Source organism: Pseudoduganella aquatica (assembly GCF_009857595.1).
GTDB classification, from domain to species: Bacteria; Pseudomonadota; Gammaproteobacteria; order Burkholderiales; family Burkholderiaceae_D; genus Rugamonas; species Rugamonas aquatica_A.
In genome coordinates, this window is record NZ_WWCU01000005.1 from 63,488 (window position 1) to 80,928 (window position 17,441).

14 protein-coding genes are annotated in these 17,441 nt (G+C 66.3%); 3 read left to right on the plus strand and 11 right to left on the minus strand.

Translation table 11 applies throughout. The annotated features are described in order from the left end of the window. Positions 1 to 2: 2 nt before the first annotated feature. Together GTP77_RS06635 and GTP77_RS06640 are read right to left on the minus strand one after the other, a co-directional pair. Complete coding sequence (locus GTP77_RS06635) at positions 3 to 626, minus strand: outer membrane lipoprotein LolB (RefSeq protein WP_228894548.1); 624 nt, start codon at positions 624 to 626, stop codon at positions 3 to 5. After that, a complete protein-coding gene (locus GTP77_RS06640) occupies positions 623 to 2,431 on the minus strand; it encodes a tetratricopeptide repeat protein (protein ID WP_161071396.1) in 1,809 nt (602 codons plus the stop codon). Before GTP77_RS06640 ends, GTP77_RS06635 begins: the two co-directional genes overlap by 4 nt. Positions 2,432 to 2,521: 90 nt before the next feature. On the opposite strand from GTP77_RS06640, the gene mutM reads away from it, so the two are divergent. The 3 genes from mutM to mutY all read left to right on the plus strand — a co-directional run bounded on the left by mutM (position 2,522) and on the right by mutY (position 6,537). Beyond that, positions 2,522 to 3,355, plus strand: a complete 834-nt coding sequence (mutM, locus tag GTP77_RS06645) for a bifunctional DNA-formamidopyrimidine glycosylase/DNA-(apurinic or apyrimidinic site) lyase (protein ID WP_161071397.1) — start codon at positions 2,522 to 2,524, stop codon at positions 3,353 to 3,355. A gap of 9 nt (positions 3,356 to 3,364) precedes the next feature. After that, entirely contained in the window at positions 3,365 to 5,293 is a 1,929-nt protein-coding gene (locus GTP77_RS06650; protein ID WP_161071398.1) for a dynamin family protein, read from the plus strand. Between the two features lie 92 nt (positions 5,294 to 5,385). Beyond that, a complete protein-coding gene (gene mutY, locus GTP77_RS06655; RefSeq protein ID WP_161071399.1) occupies positions 5,386 to 6,537 on the plus strand; it encodes an A/G-specific adenine glycosylase in 1,152 nt (383 codons plus the stop codon). On the opposite strand, the gene GTP77_RS06660 is transcribed toward mutY, so the two are convergent. From GTP77_RS06660 to GTP77_RS06700, 9 genes are all read right to left on the minus strand, one after another. Further along, a complete protein-coding gene (locus GTP77_RS06660; protein ID WP_161071400.1) occupies positions 6,534 to 6,767 on the minus strand; it encodes a hypothetical protein in 234 nt (77 codons plus the stop codon). The genes mutY and GTP77_RS06660 overlap by 4 nt on opposite strands. An 86-nt stretch (positions 6,768 to 6,853) precedes the next feature. Then, positions 6,854 to 7,990, minus strand: coding sequence for a deoxyguanosinetriphosphate triphosphohydrolase (locus GTP77_RS06665; protein ID WP_161071543.1), 1,137 nt, complete (start codon positions 7,988 to 7,990; stop codon positions 6,854 to 6,856). Further along, positions 7,990 to 9,615: a bifunctional shikimate kinase/3-dehydroquinate synthase AroKB gene (gene aroKB / locus GTP77_RS06670; protein ID WP_161071542.1), complete on the minus strand. Its 1,626-nt coding sequence runs from the start codon at positions 9,613 to 9,615 to the stop codon at positions 7,990 to 7,992. The genes GTP77_RS06665 and aroKB overlap by 1 nt, the downstream gene beginning before the upstream one ends. Positions 9,616 to 9,713: 98 nt before the next feature. After that, on the minus strand, positions 9,714 to 12,011 hold the full coding sequence (locus tag GTP77_RS06675; protein WP_161071401.1) for an Ig-like domain-containing protein: 2,298 nt from the start codon (positions 12,009 to 12,011) through the stop codon (positions 9,714 to 9,716). 48 nt (positions 12,012 to 12,059) lie between these two features. Then, the gene (locus GTP77_RS06680) at positions 12,060 to 14,192 is read right to left on the minus strand and encodes a type IV pilus secretin PilQ (RefSeq protein WP_161071544.1); all 2,133 of its coding nucleotides are present in this window, start codon (positions 14,190 to 14,192) and stop codon (positions 12,060 to 12,062) included. A gap of 32 nt (positions 14,193 to 14,224) precedes the next feature. Next, complete coding sequence (locus tag GTP77_RS06685; RefSeq protein ID WP_161071402.1) at positions 14,225 to 14,782, minus strand: pilus assembly protein PilP; 558 nt, start codon at positions 14,780 to 14,782, stop codon at positions 14,225 to 14,227. Next, a complete protein-coding gene (locus tag GTP77_RS06690; protein ID WP_161071403.1) occupies positions 14,779 to 15,441 on the minus strand; it encodes a type IV pilus inner membrane component PilO in 663 nt (220 codons plus the stop codon). Before GTP77_RS06690 ends, GTP77_RS06685 begins: the two co-directional genes overlap by 4 nt. A gap of 9 nt (positions 15,442 to 15,450) precedes the next feature. Further along, positions 15,451 to 16,080, minus strand: coding sequence for a PilN domain-containing protein (locus GTP77_RS06695; protein WP_161071404.1), 630 nt, complete (start codon positions 16,078 to 16,080; stop codon positions 15,451 to 15,453). After that, complete coding sequence (locus GTP77_RS06700; RefSeq protein ID WP_161071405.1) at positions 16,080 to 17,159, minus strand: pilus assembly protein PilM; 1,080 nt, start codon at positions 17,157 to 17,159, stop codon at positions 16,080 to 16,082. Before GTP77_RS06700 ends, GTP77_RS06695 begins: the two co-directional genes overlap by 1 nt. Positions 17,160 to 17,441: the final 282 nt, after the last annotated feature.

Below are 17,441 nucleotides of genomic sequence, written 5' to 3' on the forward strand. Positions count from 1 at the left end.
GTTTAATTCTGTGCTTCTATGATGACTCGGATGGACATGTGGTCCAGCTTGCCGGTGGCGCCGCGCTCGGCGTCGATGCGCTTGGGCTGCTGGACGGCGCTCTTGCCGCCCGGCGCCGCATCGTGCCACGAGACCCAGCTCACGCGCCAGCCGTCGGCGGTGGTCACACTGTTGGCGGCGCCGTCGGCGGCGGGATTGGCCACGAAAGGCTTGCCGCCCGCCGCCGTGGCGCGGCCCTGCAGCCAGTCGCGCATGCCGGACACCGGCAGGGTCCAGCCCAGCGCCTGCGTGCTCAGCGCGTCGATATCGGTGGCGCTGCGCGGCGCCTTGCCGCTCTCGGTCAGCGTGGCCAGCCGGGGCGTGACGCTGATGGTGGCGACGGTCTGGTTCAGCGGCGGGGCCTGGATGGCGATGTCGGTGCGCTCCGCGTTTTGCTGCCAGATGAAGCGCACCGTTATGTTCTCGTCGCGGCCCTCTTTGCTGTAGGCGGCATTCAGCCTGCCCGCCAACTCCACGTCGTAGCCGGCGCCGGTCAGCCCGCTGGTGGTGGCACAGCCGGACAGCAGCGCGGCGCTGCCCAGCGCGAAGACCATGGCGGCGCGGCGCATCACATGTGCGCGCATCATAGGCTGGTATTCAAACGGGCCAGCGTGCTTTTCAGCGCGTCGTTCTGCGGGTCCTTGGCGCGCGCTTCGCGCCACAGCTTGTGCGCGCCGCCCTGGTCGCCCTGCGCCCACAGCACTTCGCCCAGGTGCACGGCGATTTCGGGGTCGCTGCGCAGGGTGTAGGCCTGGCGCAGCAGCGCCTCGGCTTCCTTCAGGCGGCCCTGGCGGTATTGCACCCAGCCCATGCTGTCCATGATGAAGGGGTCGTTCGGCGCCATCTGCATGGCCTTCTCGACCAGGGTGAAGGCCTCGTCCAGGCGCTGGTTGCGGTCCGCCAGCGAATAGCCCAGCGCGTTGTAGGCGTGGTGGTTGTCCGGCGCGATCTCCATCACCTTGCGCAAGCTGGTTTCCATCAGCTCCACCTTGCCCAGCTTTTCAGCCGCGAGGGCGAAGTCGTACAGCAGGTCCGGGCTGTTCGGGTAGCGCAGCACGCCGTCCTGCAGCACGGCGTAGGCCTCCAGGCTGCGGCCGGCGTCGCGCAGCAGCTGGGCGTCGGTCTGGGCCACCTGGGCCAGTTCGGCCGGATCTTCGCTCTTGATGTCTGCCAGCTGCTTGCGCGCGCCGTCCAGGTCGCCCAGGCGGGCGGACAGCTGGGCACGCTTGAGCTTCACGGTCAGCAGCAAACGCGGCTCGCCATTGTCTATCTTCTCCAGCCAGGCCTGGGCGCCGGCGAAGTCGCCGCGCTCCTCGGCGATCTGCGACAGGATCAAGAGCGCCTTGGTGGGGTCGCGGTCATCGCTGCCCTCCTTGTCCACCACCTCCACGAAGTGCTTGAAATAGCCTTCGGCGGCGGCAATGTCGTTGCCCTGCATGGACATGATGCCCAGCGCGTACAGCGTGGCCGGGTTGTCCGGCTGGCTTTTCAGCAGGAACTGGAACTGCTCGCGGGCCTGGTCGTACTGCTTCTGCTCCACCAGCATGCGGGCGTAGGCGGCGCGCACTTCGCGCGAATTCGGGTACTTGGCCAGGAAACCGGTCACCAGCCTGGTCACGGCGGCGCCGTCGGGCGTCACCTGCGCCATCGTCAGCAGCGCCAGTTCGGAGTCGGGCTTGATGCGCATGGCTTGCTGCGCTTCCTTGCCGGCGCGCTCCACGTCGTTATTCGAAAACGCGCCCTGGGCCAGCACCAGGTGGGCTTCCAGCGTCTGGGCGTAAGGCGCGAGCACGCGCTCCATCAGGGCGAAAGCGGCGGCCTTGTCCTTGGCGCGCAGCAGGAATTGCTGCATCTGGAACATGGCCAGGCCGCGCGCGTTGGGCGGGCTGGCCTTCAGGCGCTGCGCGAACACCTGCTCGGCTTCGCTCAGGTCGTCGCTCAGCACGGAGAAACCGAGGAAATACTGCGCCGCTTCGTCCGACTCGGGGGCCAGTTCCCGCCACAGGCGGATGGCCGCCATCGCCTCGCCGCCCTGCTTGGCTGCCAGCGCCATTTCAGCCGAGCGCTGGGCCAGGCGCGGATCGCGCGTCTGCTGGGCCAGCACCATCATGGTGACGTAGGCGCTTTGCCACTGGCCGCGCTTGAAGTCCAGCTCGGCCTTGGTGAGCTTGTAGAACAAATCGCTGGTCAGCTCCACGCTGGGCAGGGGCTCGGTGGCTTGCACTGCGGCTGCGGCCGCCACCGCCTGCACGGCGGGCGTATCGGCCTCGGCGGCGGGGGACGTAGCAGATTCTGCGGCAGGAGCGGGCTGCTCGGGCGCATCCGGCTGCGGTACAACAGCGCAAGCGGACAGTACTGCCGAGAAGGTTACAATGACGAATGCGTTTTTCAAAGGATAGCCCTGACTGGTAGGAAACTAGCCCTGATTTTACGCCAACCCACCGCTATCGTCCGTTTGCAGGTGTAACGAAGTTTTTTGCCTATGCCAGAATTGCCAGAAGTTGAAGTCACGCGGCGCGGAGTGGCGCCCCATATCGAAGGGCGCACCGTGCGCGGCGTGGTGCTGCGCCGCAGCGGCCTGCGCTGGCCCTTCCCTGCCGGCCTGGAGCAGGCGCTGGCGGGCCGCGTGGTGACGGCCACGGGGCGGCGCGGCAAATACCTGCTGCTGCGCTTCGACAATGGCACCCTCATCATCCACCTCGGCATGTCCGGCCATTTGCGCGTGCTGCCGCAAGGCATACCGCCGCAGAAGCACGACCATTTCGACCTGGTGGTCGACAGCGACCGCGACGAGCAGGTGCTGCGGCTGACCGATCCGCGCCGCTTCGGCGCCGTGCTGTGGCACCCCAGCGAGGACGGCGACCTGGAGCAGCACCTGCTGCTGCGCGGCCTGGGCGTGGAACCGCTGGAGGGCGCGTTCACCGGCGAGCTGCTGCACCGCATGACGCGCACGCGCGGCTCGGCCATCAAGCAGGTGCTGCTGGCGGGCGATATCGTGGTGGGCGTGGGCAATATCTACTGCTCGGAGAGCCTGTTCCGCGCCGGCATCAATCCGAAGACGCCGGCCCGCCGCATCAGCCTGGCGCGCTACCAGAAGCTGGCGCAGGCCATCCGCGACGTGCTGGCCGAGGCCATCGTCCAGGGCGGCAGCACCTTGCGCGACTTTATCAGCGTCAATGGCCAGTCCGGCTACTTCCAGCAAAGCTATTTCGTCTATGATCGTACCGGCCTGCCGTGCCGGGTGTGCGGGACGCCGGTGCGCCAGGTCAAGCAGGGGCAGCGCTCGACCTTCTATTGTGTGCAGTGCCAGAAATAAGAGGGAAGCATGGTCAGGGATCTTGAACAGTACAGTGCGTGGCGCCAGGGCGTGGTGGTGGCGCTGCAGCAGTACCAGGCATGGCTGCACGGCGCCGAGCTGGCCGACGCGGCCAGCGAGCAGCGCCTGGCGCGCACCCTGGCCCGGCTGGCGGACGACAAGCTGTCGGTGGCCTTCGTGGCCGAATTCTCGCGCGGCAAATCCGAACTGATCAACGCCATCTTCTTCGCCGACTACGGCCAGCGCATCCTGCCTTCGGCGGCCGGACGCACCACCATGTGCCCCACCGAGCTGATGTACGACCCGGCGTGGCCGGCCTGCATCCGCCTGCTGCCGATCGAAACCCGGGCCGACAACCTGTCCACCAGCGACTACCGCGACAACGCCTCGGCCTGGACCATGCTGCCGCTGGACCTGGACTCGCCGGCCGCCATGCACGAGGTGTTCCGCCAGGTGAGCCTGACGCGCCACGTGGGCGTGGAGGAAGCCAAGCGCTACGGCCTGTACGACGAGAACGATCCGGACATGCCGGTTACGCTGGACAACGACGGCCTGGTGGAAATCTCGCTGTGGCGCCACGCCATCATCAACTTCCCGCACCCGCTGCTCAAGCAGGGCCTGGTGATCCTGGACACGCCGGGCCTGAACGCCATCGGCACCGAGCCGGAGCTGACGCTGAATCTGATCCCGCACGCCCACGCGGTGCTGTTCATCCTGGCGGCCGACACCGGCGTGACCAAGAGCGACATCGAAGTCTGGCGCACGCACATCGGCGCCGGCGCCGGCCGCCTGGTGGTGCTCAACAAGATCGACAGCATGTGGGACGAACTGCGCAGCGACACCGAGGTGAACGCCGAGATCGCGCGCCAGCAGGAGCATGCGGCGCACATGCTGGCCCTGGAGCCGCGCCAGGTGTTTCCGGTGTCGGCGCAGAAGGCGCTGGTGGGCAAGATCAACAGCGACGCGGCGCTGCTGGAAAAAAGCCGCCTGGGCCTGCTGGAGCGGGCCTTGTTCAACGAACTGATTCCGGCCAAGAAGGACATCATCCGCAAGCAGCTGGCGCGCGAGCTGGGCACGCTGAGCGGCGCGCAGCAGGCCATGGTGAGCGCGCGCATGCGCGGCATCGTCGAGCAGCTGCACGAGCTGAAAAGCCTGCGCGGCAAGAACCAGAGCGTGGTGGCGCACATGATGCGCCGCATCGACGTGGAGAAGAAGGAGTTCGACAGCAGCCTGTTCAAGCTGCAGGCCACGCGCGCGGTGTTCACGCGGCTGTCCACCGAGCTGTACACCTGCCTGGGCATGGACATGCTGCGCGACCACGTGCTGGGCGTGCGCGCCGCCATGGACCGCAGCCGCTTTTCCACCGGCATGCGCGAGGCGGTCAAGGTCTTCTTCGACGACATCAAGCGCGACCTGCAGGCGTCCGAACGCAAGACCAGCGAGATCCGCGACATGATGGAGGTGATGTACCGCAAGTTCTCCAGCGAGCACGGGCTCACGCTGCCGCCGCCCATGCCCTTCACGCTGGACCGCTACCGCGACGAGATCGCCGACATCGAGGATATCTACGATGCGCAGTTCGGCACCGTGACCTTGCTGATGACCAGCCGCGTGGTGCTGATGGAGCGCTTCTTCGACTCCATCGCGTCGGCCGTGAAGCGCTGCTTCAAGGCGGCCAACGCGGACGCGGAGGCGTGGCTGAAGGTGATCATGGCGCCGCTGGAGGCGCAGATCCGGCAGCACAAGGACCAGCTCAAGCACAGGCTGGCGTCCATCCAGCGCATCCATGACGCGACCGACAGCCTGGAGCAGAAAATCGAGGCCTTCGAGCAGAGCCAGGCCGAGCTGGAGCAGCTCAGGGCCAAGCTGACCGAGCTGTCCGGCAATATCAGCATCGCCATCAACGCGGAATATGTGGCGCTGGACGCCGCCGCGTAATGGCGGGTTACGGCTGCGCCTAACCCGCCCTACGATATTGCGTAGGGCGGGTTAGGCCGCAGGCCGTAACCCGCCGCAACCCAAGGAACAGAATGAAACGTTTGACCCATCCGCTGGCGCCCGAAGGCGCGGCGGACTATATCGATCCCACTTTCTCGGCCGACCTGATCGCCTGGCAGCAGCAGCACGGCCGCCACACGCTGCCGTGGCAGAACACGCGCGACGCCTACCTGGTGTGGCTGTCCGAGATCATGCTGCAGCAGACCCAGGTCTCAGCCGTGCTGGGCTATTACGCGCGCTTCCTGGAGCGCTTCCCCACCCTGCGCTCGCTGGCCGAAGCGCCGGTGGAGGATGTGATGGCGCAGTGGAGCGGCCTGGGCTACTACACCCGCGCGCGCAATCTGCACAAGTGCGCGCAGCGCGTGGTGGCGGAATACGGCGGCGTGTTCCCGTCCGACCCGGCGCTGCTGGCCGAGCTGCCCGGCATAGGCCGTTCGACGGCGGCCGCCATCGCGGCCTTTTCCAGCGGCGCGCGCGCGGCCATCATGGACGGCAACGTCAAGCGCGTGTTCGCGCGCGTGTTCGGCATCGACGCCTATCCGGGCGAGAAAAAGGTCGAGCAGGCCATGTGGCTGCGCGCCGAGGCGCTGCTGCCCGAGCAGGGCATCGAGGCCTACACGCAGGGCCTGATGGACATGGGCGCCACCTTGTGCACGCGCAGCAGCCCGGACTGCGGCCGCTGCCCCATGCAGCCGCGCTGCGTGGCCTACGCCACCCAGCGCACCAAGGATCTGCCGGTGCGCAAGCCGAAGAAGGCCACGCCGGAAAAGCACGCCACCATGCTGGTGCTGATGGACCAGGGCCAGGTGCTGCTGGAGCAGCGCCCCGCCAGCGGCATCTGGGGCGGACTGCTGTCGCTGCCGGAACTGGACGGCCACACGCTGGCCGAGGATGACGATATTCCGCCGGCCGACCAGGCGGCATTGGTGGCGGCGGTGAGTGTATTCGGGGAGATGGAGTCGCACGAGCGGCTGGTGACGGTGACGCATGTGTTCACGCACTACAAGCTGCATATCGCGCCGCTGCTGGTGACCTTGGCGCGCCGCGCGCCCTTCGCCGCCGACGGCCGCCACGTCTGGCTGGACGCCTCCCGCGTGTCCGGCGCCGCCCTGCCAGCGCCCATCAAGAAGCTGCTGCTGGAGCTGCTGGGCGACAGCGGCGCCGCGCAGGCGCGCATGTTCTAACTGAGTAATCTGGCGACCGTCAGCGTGGCGCTGAAGGTGACCAGCGACATTGCAGTTGCCGTGCCGACAAACCACTTGATGAGGCGTTTTTCCAGCGCCTCCAGGTCCGCCTTGGTGGCGTAGCTGGAGCGTATCACTGCGACATCAATTTCCAGTGACCGCAGCCGGCTTTCAATCTCGCTGAGACGGCGATCGACGTCTGTGAACCGCTCCTTGGTTTCTTCATCCATGGCGCACCTCCGTCCCTTCATCATGCGCCGCGCAAGGACGGATATCAAGCGGACCGCGCAGGGGGCTTGATGCAGCTCAGATGACGCTACAGTTCTTCCAGCGCGAACAGGCGGCGGTGCTCGCGGATGGCGTAGCGGTCGGTCATGCCGGCGATGTAGTCGGCGATTTTGCGCGCCTGCGCGGTGGCGTCGCCGGAGGCGTCGATATAGTCGGGCGGCAGCAGCACCGGATCGGCGATGAAGGCGTCGAACAGCTCGCGCAGGATGCGGCTGGCCTTGACCCGCATGCGGTTGACCTTGTAGTGCTTGTACAGATTCGCCCGCAGGAAGCGCTTGAGCTCGGTTGCGTCCTTGCGCATCTGGTCGGAGAAGCGTATCAGCGGCGGCGCGTGGCGCACCTCGTCCAGGTTTTTCGGCGCGGCGTCCAGCAGCAGCTGGCCGGAAGTCGCGAGCAAGTCGTCCGCCAGCGCCGTGATCAGGCGGCGCAGGGTTTCGTAGATGGCGCGCCGTCCGCTCAGGCCGGGATGCACGCGCTGCACGTCGTGCCACAGACGGGCGAAGAACTCCACCTGCTCCAGCTGCTCTATCGTGATCAGCCCGGAACGCAGGCCGTCGTCGATGTCGTGGCTGTTGTAGGCGATCTCGTCGGCCAGGTTGGTCAGCTGCGCTTCCAGCGAGGGCTGGGTGCGGTCGATAAAACGCTGCGCCACCGGCCCCAGCAGCCTGGCATTGGCCAGCGAGCAGTGCTTGAGTATGCCTTCGCGCGTCTCGAACATCAGGTTCAGGCCGTCGAAGGCGCCGTACTGCTCCTCCAGCGTATCGACCACGCGCAGGCTTTGCAGATTGTGCTCGAAGCCGCCGTGGTCCTGCATGCATTCGTTGAGCACGTCCTGGCCCACGTGGCCGAAGGGGGTGTGGCCCAGGTCGTGCGCCAGCGCCACCGCTTCCACCAGGTCTTCGTTCAGGCGCAGGTTGCGCGCCAGCGAGCGGCCCACTTGGGCCACTTCCAGGCTGTGCGTGAGGCGGGTGCGGAACAGGTCGCCCTCGTGGTTGAGGAAGACCTGGGTTTTGTACTCAAGACGGCGGAACGCGGTCGAATGGATGATGCGGTCGCGGTCGCGCTGGTACTGGCTGCGCGAGGCGTGCGGCGTTTCCGGATAGCGGCGCCCCACGCCCTGGTCCGAATGCACGGCATAGGGGGCGAGGTGGGCTTCGCTGCTCATCATGGCGCTTGTACGCAGGCGGCCAGGGTTTGCAGCAGCAGTTCCTGCGGCGCGTTGGTGATGCTGGGGCTGCCCAGCGGCTTCAAGAGGATGAACTTGATGGCGCCGCCTTCGTTCTTCTTGTCGACCTCCATCAGCTCCAGCCAGCGCGCCGCGCCCAAGTCCGGCGCCACGGTGGGCAGGCCGGCGGCGTGCACCAGCTTGCGCACGCGCTCGACGGTTTCGCCGTCCACCAGGCCCATGCGGTGCGACAGGTCGGCCGCCATCACCATGCCGCAGCCCACGGCCTCGCCGTGCAGCCAGTTGCCGTAGCCCAGGCCGTTCTCGATGGCGTGGCCGAAGGTGTGGCCGAAGTTGAGGATGGCGCGCAGGCCGCCTTCGCGCTCGTCCTGGCGCACCACGTCGGCCTTGATTTCGCAGGAACGGGCGATGGCGTAGGCCAGCGCGCCCTTGTCGCGCGCCACCAGCAGGCCGATGTTGGCTTCGATCCAGTCGAAGAACTCGGCGTCGATAATGGCGCCGTGCTTGATCACTTCGGCCAGGCCGGCCGACAGCTCGCGGTCCGGCAGGGTTTCCAGCGTGGACGTGTCGGCGATCACCACGCGCGGCTGGTAGAACGCGCCTATCATGTTCTTGCCCAGCGGATGGTTGATGCCGGTCTTGCCGCCCACCGAGGAGTCAACCTGGCTCAGCAGCGTGGTCGGCACCTGGATGAAGTCCACGCCGCGCATATAGCTGGCCGCCGCGTAGCCGGTCAGATCGCCGATCACGCCGCCGCCCAGCGCCAGCAAGGTGGTCTTGCGGTCGGCCTTGGCCGCCAGCAGCGTGTCGAACACCGTCATCAGGCTGTCCCAGGTCTTGTATTCCTCGCCGTCGGGCAGCACGATCTCGATGACGTCCTTGCCGTGCGCCTGCAGCGCGCTGCGCACGCCGTCCAGGTACAGCGGCGCCACCGTGGTGTTGGTGACGATGGCGACTTTGCTGCCGGTGACGTGGCGCGCCAGCAGCGCGCCGTCCTCCAGCAGCGAGGGACCGATGGAAATGGGGTAGCTGCGCTCGCCCAGCTCAACGTTCAGGAGTATGGTGGTTTGTTCGTTCATCGATGGTTGTGCGGTTGTGACGCAGTTGGGCGCGGCATGGCAGGCCCGCGCGTCCAGCTGGTTCAGAATTGTGTGAACCATCGATTGTACGTTAGGTCGGCCGGTATCGATGACGATGTGGGCCATTTCCTCGTATAAGGGTTCGCGCTGCACCATCAGCTCCTCGAGCTTTTTGCGCGGGTCGGCGGTCTGCAGCAGCGGCCGGTTCTTGTCGTGGGCGGTGCGGGCCAGGATGGAATTGATGCTTGCACGCAAGTAAATCACCGTGCCGCGCTCGCGCAGCAGGGCGCGGCTGTCGGGATTGAGGATGGCGCCGCCGCCGGTGGCCAGCACCACGCCCTGCTGGGCGCTCAGGTCGCGGATCACGTCCGCCTCGCGGCGGCGGAAGCTCTGTTCGCCTTCGATTTCAAAGATCCAGGGAATGGAGGCGCCGGTGCGGGCCTCGATCTCGTGGTCCGAATCGATGAAGGTCAGCCCCAGTTTGCGGGCCAGCAGGCGGCCTATGGTGGTCTTGCCCGCCCCCATCAGTCCGACCAGAAATATATTACTGCCGTAAGTATCAGCCACGTTGATCCACTTTTCAGAATGCGCGGACGCCGGCGCCGGCGTCCGCTACTGCCTCCTTACGGGCAGCTGAACCGCAGTTTAAACGGATACGTGGTGACATTGTTGCGCGGCGTGGTGATCGTGACATTAAATGTTGCATTCAATGGCGTCAGGCAAGGTTTTGGCTGCACGCTGCCCACCGTTACGGTGTGGTAAGAACCCTGGCGGATGCTGGCGTTGTCGATGCCGGTGCCGCTGCTGGCGTCGCCGCTGGCAATGTGGGCGAACACGTTCTGCACGCTGGCCGGCGACACGCCGGTGGCCGACGCATTGACCGCATTGGTAATATCCACGCGGGTGCCGGCCGGCATCGGGTTGTTGTTGATGTCGTTTAGCTGCAGGTTGAACACGCGCGAGTCGTTGGCGCCCACGGTGCCCAGGTCGTACTCGGCGCCGGTCAGGCGCACGGGAACCGGGCTGGCGGTGTCGTTGAACCACACGTTTTCAGCGAAGCTGCCGCTCAAGAAGATGCCGATCTTGGCGAACAGCGTGTTGTAGCCGTCGGTGGTGCTGGCGCAGATGGTCGCCAGGCCGGTGCGGGTGCTGTCGTTGGTGATGCCAACCGACGTGCTGGTGCCGTCGCTGCGCACGGTGGGCGAGTTGCACGCCGTTTTAGGCGTGTTGGCCGGCGCCGAGCGCGGGTTCTGGGTGCGGAAGTCCACCGAGCAGCCGCCGTTGGCGGTGTTGCAGGCGCCCTTGCTGGACGCGCCCACCGACGCCAGGTTGCTCTGGAAGACCACCGGCAGGCCGTCGGCCACCGGATTGCCGGCCTGGTCGGCCACCATCACGTTGACCGTGGTGGCCGGCACCTGGGTGCCGCTGTCGTAAGTCCAGCCTTCCACGTTGGGGCTGCCCACGCTCAGCGAGAAGGCCTGCTGCACCGGGAGGCCGGTGGTGACGACGATGGAGTCCGAGCTGGTCGACACGGCGGCGTTGCTGACCAGGGTGGCCTGCACGCGGAACGAGGTCGGCTTGGCGCCCGAGTTGACGGTCATGATGACTTCGCCGTTCGCATCGGTGCTGTCGGTGGCCTTGTTGACGGTGACGTCCGGCGTCGAGGCGGCGAATTTGACCGCCTGGGCCGGCAGCGCCTTGCCGAAGATGTCGACCACCTTGAAGGTCAGCGTGGCCGTTTCGGTACGGCCGAAGCCGCCTTGGCCCTTGACCACGATGGACTGGTTGACCGGGCTGGCGCCGACGAACTGGATCGAGGCGGCGGCCGGGCTGGCGATGGCCAGCGCGGCGCTGGCGGCCACCGGCGTGGACGCGCCGCTGCTCAGGGTGGCGGTGATGACGTCGTTATTGCCGCAGCCCTGGTCGCGGAACACCACTTGCGCGGTGCCGTTGCTGGTGGGCGCGCTCGCCGCCAGGGTGGCCTTGCCGGCGGTAACGCAGGCGGAGGAGAAGTTGATCGTCATCTGCTGCTCGGTGTACTTGCTGCTGCCGGCCAGCACGTCGACCGAGATCACCGAGGAGCCATAGGCGCCGATGGTGGCCGGCGACAGGGTCAGCTTGCTCAGCGTGACGGTGGTGGCGCCCACGATGAAGTTGGCCTGGGCCGTCAGGCCGGTGCCGTCCACGATGGCGGTGGCGTTCAGCGTGCCGGCGCCGCTGGCGACCAGGCTGGCCGGACGCACGGTGGCTTCGGCCACGCCGTTGGCGTCGGTCAGGGTGGTGCCGGCCGATGGCGAGAACGCCACCAGCGTGGCGGAGTTGGACACCGCGGCGTTGAAGGACACCAGTGCGTTCGGGACCGGCTTGCCGTCCTTGTCCTTGATGGTGGCGCGCGCCGTCAGCGGCGCAATGCTGCTGAGCGAATTGCTGGCCGCGCCGGTGCTGCTGAACAGCGCCAGCGTCATGGTCGGGATTTGCACCGGCGTGCCGGCCACCACCTGGATTTTCTTCTCGGCGGAGACCACCGTGCCGACGGTGGCGGTAATGGTGATGGTGCGCAGCGAGCTGTCGCCCTTGGTGCTCAGGCGGGCCGTGACGGTGCCGGTGGCGTCGGTGGTCTTGGCCAAGGCCGCGATGGCGCCCGAGCTGGCCTTGAAATCAACGGTCTGGTCAGCCATGACGTTGTTGCTGGCGTCCTTGACCACCACGGTCAGCGTCACTTCGGTGCCGTCGGCGCCGGAGGAGGCGATGGTGTCCGCGCTGGAGACCAGCACCACGCTGGCCACCTTGGGCGTGCCCGGAGTGGTGGGGGTGCCGGTGCCGCCGCCGACGCTGCCGGGGTTGCCGCCGCCGCCGCCGCAGGCGGCCAGCAAGGTGGCGCATAACGACAGCGCCAGCCAATCCTTGAATTTTTTCATCATGCTGTTTTCCGTAGTAATCATAGGTGGATTCTTGCGTATTCCGGGGTCTTAGCGCGCGGACAGGCGCTCGGCGACGATCTTGGGCGTAATAAAGACCAGCAATTCCGTCTTGTCATTGGTGCGGGAGTCGGTGCGGAACAGATAGCCCAGCACCGGTACGTCGCCCAGCAGCGGCACCTTGCTCACGACGTTGCGCTCGACCTGCTGGTAGATGCCGCCCAGCACGACCGTGCCGCCGTTGTCTATCATGACCTGGGTTTTCACGTGCTTGGTGTCGATGGCGAAGCCGGCCCGGGTTTCCTGGCCCACGCTGTCCTTGTTCACGTCCACGTCCAGCACCACGTTGCCGTCCGGCGTGATCTGCGGCGTCACTTCCAGGCGCAGGTTGGCCTTGCGGAAGATGATGGAGGTGGCGCCGCTGCTGGTGGCCACCTGGTAAGGCAGCTCCAGGCCCTGCTCGATCACGGCCACCGCCTTGTCGGCCGTCACCACGCGCGGGCTGGACACGATCTTGCCGGTGCCGTCCGCCTCCAGCGCCGACAGCTCCAGGTTCAGGAAGCGGTTGGCGGCCGACGAGAACAGGCTCACGGCCAGGCTGCCGGCGGCGGCGCCGTTGATGGACGCGGCCGGCAGGTTGATGAACTGGGAATTGGTGTAGCCGTCGCCCCGGTCCGGGGTCTGGCCGGTGACCTGGCCGATGCCGGTCATATTGCCGCCGATGCCAATGCGGGTGTTGCCGCCGCCGATCTGGTAGCCGGTGTCGCCGCCGCGCAGCGTGCGCAGGTCGGCAAAGCCCAGCTTGGCGCCCAGGTTGCGGGTGAAAGAGTCGCTGGCCTCGACGATGCGGGCCTCGATCAGCACCTGCTTGGAAGCGATGTCGGTCTTGGCGATCAGCTTGCGGATATCGTCCAGCTTGGAGGCGATGTCGGTGACGAAGAGCTGGTTGGTGCGCGGCTCGATAATGGCGCTGCCGCGCTTGGACAGCACGCGGTTCTTCACGTCGGACGCGCCGTCCAGGCCGAACACGGTCTTGAACGATTCAGCCTTCTGGTAGTTCAGCTGGAAGATTTCCGACTTCAGCGGCTCCAGGTCGGCGATCTGGGCGCGCTGCTCCAGCTCCAGCTTCTCCTTGGTCAGCAGTTCTTCCTTGGGCGCGATCCACAGCACCGAGCCGTTCTTGCGCATGTCCAGGCCCTTGGCCTGCAGCACCACGTCCAGCGCCTGGTCCCACGGCACTTCCTTCAGGCGCAGGGTCAGGTTGCCGCTCACGCTGTCGCTGGTGATGATGTTCAGGCCGGAAATGTCGGCAATGGCCTGCAGCGCGGCGCGCACTTCCACGTTCTGGAAATTGAAGGACAGCTTCTCGCCGCGGTAGCCCTGGGTGCCCTGGGTCAACTTGTTCGGGTCTTCCTTGATCGGCTTGACGTCCACCACCAGCTGGGTGTCGCTCTGGTACACGCTCTGTTCCCACAGGCCCTTGGCCTCAATGGTCATGCGCACATTGTCGCCCTGCGGCACGGTGGTGATCTGCGACACCGGGGTGCCGAAGTCCGTCACGTCCAGGCGGCGGCGCAGCGATTCCGGCACGCCGGTCTTGAGGAAATCGATCACCAGGCCGGCGGCGGTAGGACGCACGTCGACCGCCACCTGGCTGTTCGGCAGGTCCACCACCACGCGGCCTTCGCCGTTGGCGCCGCGCCGGAAATCCAGGTCGCGCAACTGCTGCTTGCCCGGCGGCGCCGCTTGCGGCGCCTGCGCCGTCCTGGCCGGCATGCCGGTGGCATCCACCGCCGTGGCCAGGCCGCCGGAGCCGTCTATGGTCAGGATGACGGCGTTGCCGTCGATGACGGTGGCGTAGTTCAGGCTGCGCTTCAGGTTGAACACCAGGCGCGAGCGTTCGCCGGCCTGCACCACGTTCACGCTGCGCAACTCGCCCTGGTTCACTTCCTGGGTGGTCTTGCCGGTGCCGTTGACGGTGGCGCCGAAATCCAGCGCGATGCGCGGCGGGTTGGTGATGGCAAAGCCGATCGGCAGCTTGTCCGGCGCGTGCTTGAGCGCGATCTTGACGATCACGTTGGCGCCCTGCTGGTTGGTGGTGATGGACTCGATGGCGTTGCCCTGCTGGGCGCGGGCCGGAGCCAGGGCCAGCGCCATGGCGGCGACGGCCAGCATGGCGTGCATGGCCTGTCGGAAAGCGGCGGTATTCAGGCGGTTCATTTTTGGTTCTCCTTGCTTTCCTGCAGTTCCAGCTTGGACACGCGTTCAACCCAGTCGCCGGTGGCGTCCTGGACGATTTCCTTGACGCTCACGGCGTCGTCGCTGATGCTGGTGATCAGACCGAAATTCTGGCCCACGTGCTGGCCGGGGCGTACCTGGTACACCGCCTTGTCCACTTGCAGCAAGGCGTACATCACCTTGGCTTTTTCCATGGTGCCCACCATCTTCACGATGTCGAGCGGAAAGCTTTCGAGGAACTCCTTGCGGCGGTCCAGGTCCGGCTTGAGGCCGCCGCCGGGCTTGCGGTCCAGCCGCGCCAGCTCGGCCAGCAGCTTGTTGGCGCTGAAGGGATCGATCTGGTCCTGCGCCACGTAGGCGAAGGGGATGAAGTTTTTCGGCGCGGCGATGGGCTTGACAGCCACCTGGGCCGAATTGTCGACCTGCTTCATCCACTGCCGCACTTCCTGCACGTCGCTGTCGCCGCAGCCGGCCAGCGCCAGCAGGCCGGCCAGGACGAACGAGAACCGGGAAAACCGGGATAGGCGCTTGCTCATTTTTTCGCCGCCTTTTTCTTGTCGGCGGCGGCCTTGCGCTGCGCCGCCACTTCGTCGGGATCCAGGTAGCGGAAGGTCTTGGCCACCGCGTCCAGCGTCAGGCCGCCGTCCTTGCCGGCCGACAGCGCCATATTGTTCAGCGTAACGATGCGCGGCAGATTGGCCATGTCGCTGGCGAAGGCGCCCACGTCATGGTAGCTGCCGGTCACCTTGATATCGATAGGCAGCTCGGCGTAATAATCGCGCACCACCACCTGGCCCGGCTTGAACAGCTCGAACTGCAGGCCGCGCCCCAGGCCGGCCTGGTTGATGTCGGACAGCAGCGCCGCCATTTCGGCCTTGCTCGGCAGCTGCTTCTGCAGGCGCTCCACGTACTGGTCGACCTGCAGCTTCTGCGCCCGCAGCGCGTCCAGGTTGACCGCCTGCTGGGTCTTGGCGATGTACTCGCCGCGCAGCCGGTTTTCCTCGGCCGCCAGCGTGTCCTGGGTCTCGAACTGGCTGCTCCAGTACGCGAAATAGCCCAGCGCGGCCACCGCCGCCACCATGCCCACCGCGCACATCAGGCGCGGCGCCAGCGGCCATTGGCCGGGATGGCGTCCGCTCAGTCCCCTGAACTGGTCCGCCAGCGCGGCGCTTGCTTCTTTCAGATCGATCGCCATGGTCCGCCCCTAGTTGCTGGCCGCAGCCATTGCCGCGCCCGGCTTGGCGCCGGGCTTGCCGTCGGCCGGCTGGTCCTTGTCGCGCGGCCGCTTGATGCTGACGATCATATTGAACTCCACTACTTTCTTGGCCGTCTTGCCCTGGCCCAGACCGGTGGATTTGACTTCGATCAGGTCCGGCTTCTCCAGCCACGGCGACACCCCGGCCACATTGCGCAGCAGCTCGGAGACGCGCTCCTGCGACTGCGCATAGCCCAGCAGCGTGACCTTCTGGCCTTCCTGCTTGAACGATTTCAGGTACACGCCGGACGGGGTCTGCTTGACCAGCTCGTCGAGCAGGTAGACCGGCTGGTTGCGGTCGCCCTGCAAATCCTCCACCGCCTGCTGGCGCGCCTTCAGCGCCTCGATTTCCTGCTTCAGCGTGGCGATCTCGGCGATCTTCTTGTCCAGCACCACGATGGCGTCCTTGATGACCTTGTTGCGCTGTTCCTGGATGGAGATGGCGCGCGCGTTGTAGCCGCCCACCGCCAGCACCACGGCCGCGCCGATCAGCGCGCCCAGCACCAGCAGCGCGTAGAACGCCGACTTCTTCTGTTTGCGCTTGGCCTCGCGGTGCGGCAGCAGATTAATATGGATCATCAGCCGAACCTCCGCATGGCCAGGCCGCAGGCGACCAGATAGGCGGGCGCCTCGGCGCGCAGGGCCTGTTCGCGCACGCCCGGCCCCAGCTGCATGCCCTTGAACGGCGAAATGACGGTGCTGGAGATCTTGCTGCGCGCGGCCACGATGTCGAGCAGGCCCGGGATCAGCGCGCAGCCGCCGGCCAGGAACAGCTGGTCGACCCGGGTGTAGGGCGTGGACGTGTAAAAGAACTGGATGGCGCGCGTGACTTCCAGCGCGGCGCTTTCCAGGAAAGGCGTGAGGATGTCGGCGGTGTAGTTGTCGGGCAGCTCGCCCGACTTCTTGCGCGACTCGGCCTCGTCGAAGGCCATGCCGTAGCTGCGCACGATTTCCTGGGTCAGCGAGTTGCCGCCGAAGGGCTGCTCGCGCTCGTAGATGGTGGCGCCGTCCAGCAGCACCGAAATATGCGTGACCTGGGCGCCGATCTGGAACAGCGCCACGATCTGGCCCGCGCCGCCCTCGGGCAGCTGCATCAGGATGCGGTCCAGCGCGGCGCGCGCGGCGTAGGACTCGACGTCCATCACGGTGGCCTTCAGGCCGGACGCTTCGGCGATGGCGACGCGGTCCTCCACCTTCTCGCGGCGCGAGGCGGCCAGCATCACTTCAATGTCGTCGGGCGAATTGGGCGCGGGGCCGATCACGTCGAAGTCCAGGCTGACTTCGTCGAGCGCAAAGGGAATGTACTGGGACGCTTCGGATTCCACCTGCACTTCGAGCTGGTCTTCGGCCATGCCGGCGGGCAGCACGATTTTCTTGGTGATGACGGATGCGGGCGGCATGCCCAACGCCGCCAGCTTGGCGCGCGTGCCGCTTTTTTTCCATACGCGGCGCAGCGTGTCGACCACCTGCTCCATGTTTTCGATATTGCCGTCCACCACCGCGCCGCGCGGCAGCGGCTCGGCGGCGTAGCGCTCCAGCCGCCAGCCTTCCTTGCCGGCCTGCGACAATTCCACCAGGCGCACGCTGGAGGTACTGATGTCCACGCCGATCAGCGGCGGGTTGCCGCCACCGAACAAGCTGCCGAGATCCAGGTTCATATTGCAACACCTGTGGTTGAATGCATAAGGGAACTCGTTTGAAAACCAGCGTTTAGGAGAAGGAAGTGAGACAGTACATTAAATCGTAGCAATAAGATGAATCCAGTGTAAAGGTATTTCTACTGTGCACAATTGCCCGGTTGTGCGGCCTACGCCACACTTTTTTCCCTCTGGCGTGACCGCAAAAACAACTAAGTTGTTTAGTTACTCAGAGTAAATGTTTCCTCCGTTCCTGCTGCTTCCGTAAGCTGCCGCTGCCATCTGCGCTCGCTTATAATGGGC

What these genes read in the sequence shown, in the direction of transcription:
- GTP77_RS06690 (WP_161071403.1), bottom strand. Translation starts at nt 15,441, where the DNA reads ATGGCGATCGATCTGAAAGAAGCAAGCGCCGCGCTGGCGGACCAGTTC.
- GTP77_RS06680 (WP_161071544.1), bottom strand. Translation starts at nt 14,192, where the DNA reads ATGCACGCCATGCTGGCCGTCGCCGCCATGGCGCTGGCCCTGGCTCCG.
- mutY (WP_161071399.1), top strand. Translation starts at nt 5,386, where the DNA reads ATGAAACGTTTGACCCATCCGCTGGCGCCCGAAGGCGCGGCGGACTAT.
- GTP77_RS06685 (WP_161071402.1), bottom strand. Translation starts at nt 14,782, where the DNA reads ATGAGCAAGCGCCTATCCCGGTTTTCCCGGTTCTCGTTCGTCCTGGCC.
- GTP77_RS06700 (WP_161071405.1), bottom strand. Translation starts at nt 17,159, where the DNA reads ATGAACCTGGATCTCGGCAGCTTGTTCGGTGGCGGCAACCCGCCGCTG.
- aroKB (WP_161071542.1), bottom strand. Translation starts at nt 9,615, where the DNA reads ATGGGGGCGGGCAAGACCACCATAGGCCGCCTGCTGGCCCGCAAACTG.
- GTP77_RS06695 (WP_161071404.1), bottom strand. Translation starts at nt 16,080, where the DNA reads ATGATCCATATTAATCTGCTGCCGCACCGCGAGGCCAAGCGCAAACAG.
- GTP77_RS06660 (WP_161071400.1), bottom strand. Translation starts at nt 6,767, where the DNA reads ATGGATGAAGAAACCAAGGAGCGGTTCACAGACGTCGATCGCCGTCTC.
- GTP77_RS06665 (WP_161071543.1), bottom strand. Translation starts at nt 7,990, where the DNA reads ATGAGCAGCGAAGCCCACCTCGCCCCCTATGCCGTGCATTCGGACCAG.
- GTP77_RS06635 (WP_228894548.1), bottom strand. Translation starts at nt 626, where the DNA reads ATGATGCGCGCACATGTGATGCGCCGCGCCGCCATGGTCTTCGCGCTG.
- GTP77_RS06650 (WP_161071398.1), top strand. Translation starts at nt 3,365, where the DNA reads ATGGTCAGGGATCTTGAACAGTACAGTGCGTGGCGCCAGGGCGTGGTG.
- GTP77_RS06675 (WP_161071401.1), bottom strand. Translation starts at nt 12,011, where the DNA reads ATGATGAAAAAATTCAAGGATTGGCTGGCGCTGTCGTTATGCGCCACC.
- mutM (WP_161071397.1), top strand. Translation starts at nt 2,522, where the DNA reads ATGCCAGAATTGCCAGAAGTTGAAGTCACGCGGCGCGGAGTGGCGCCC.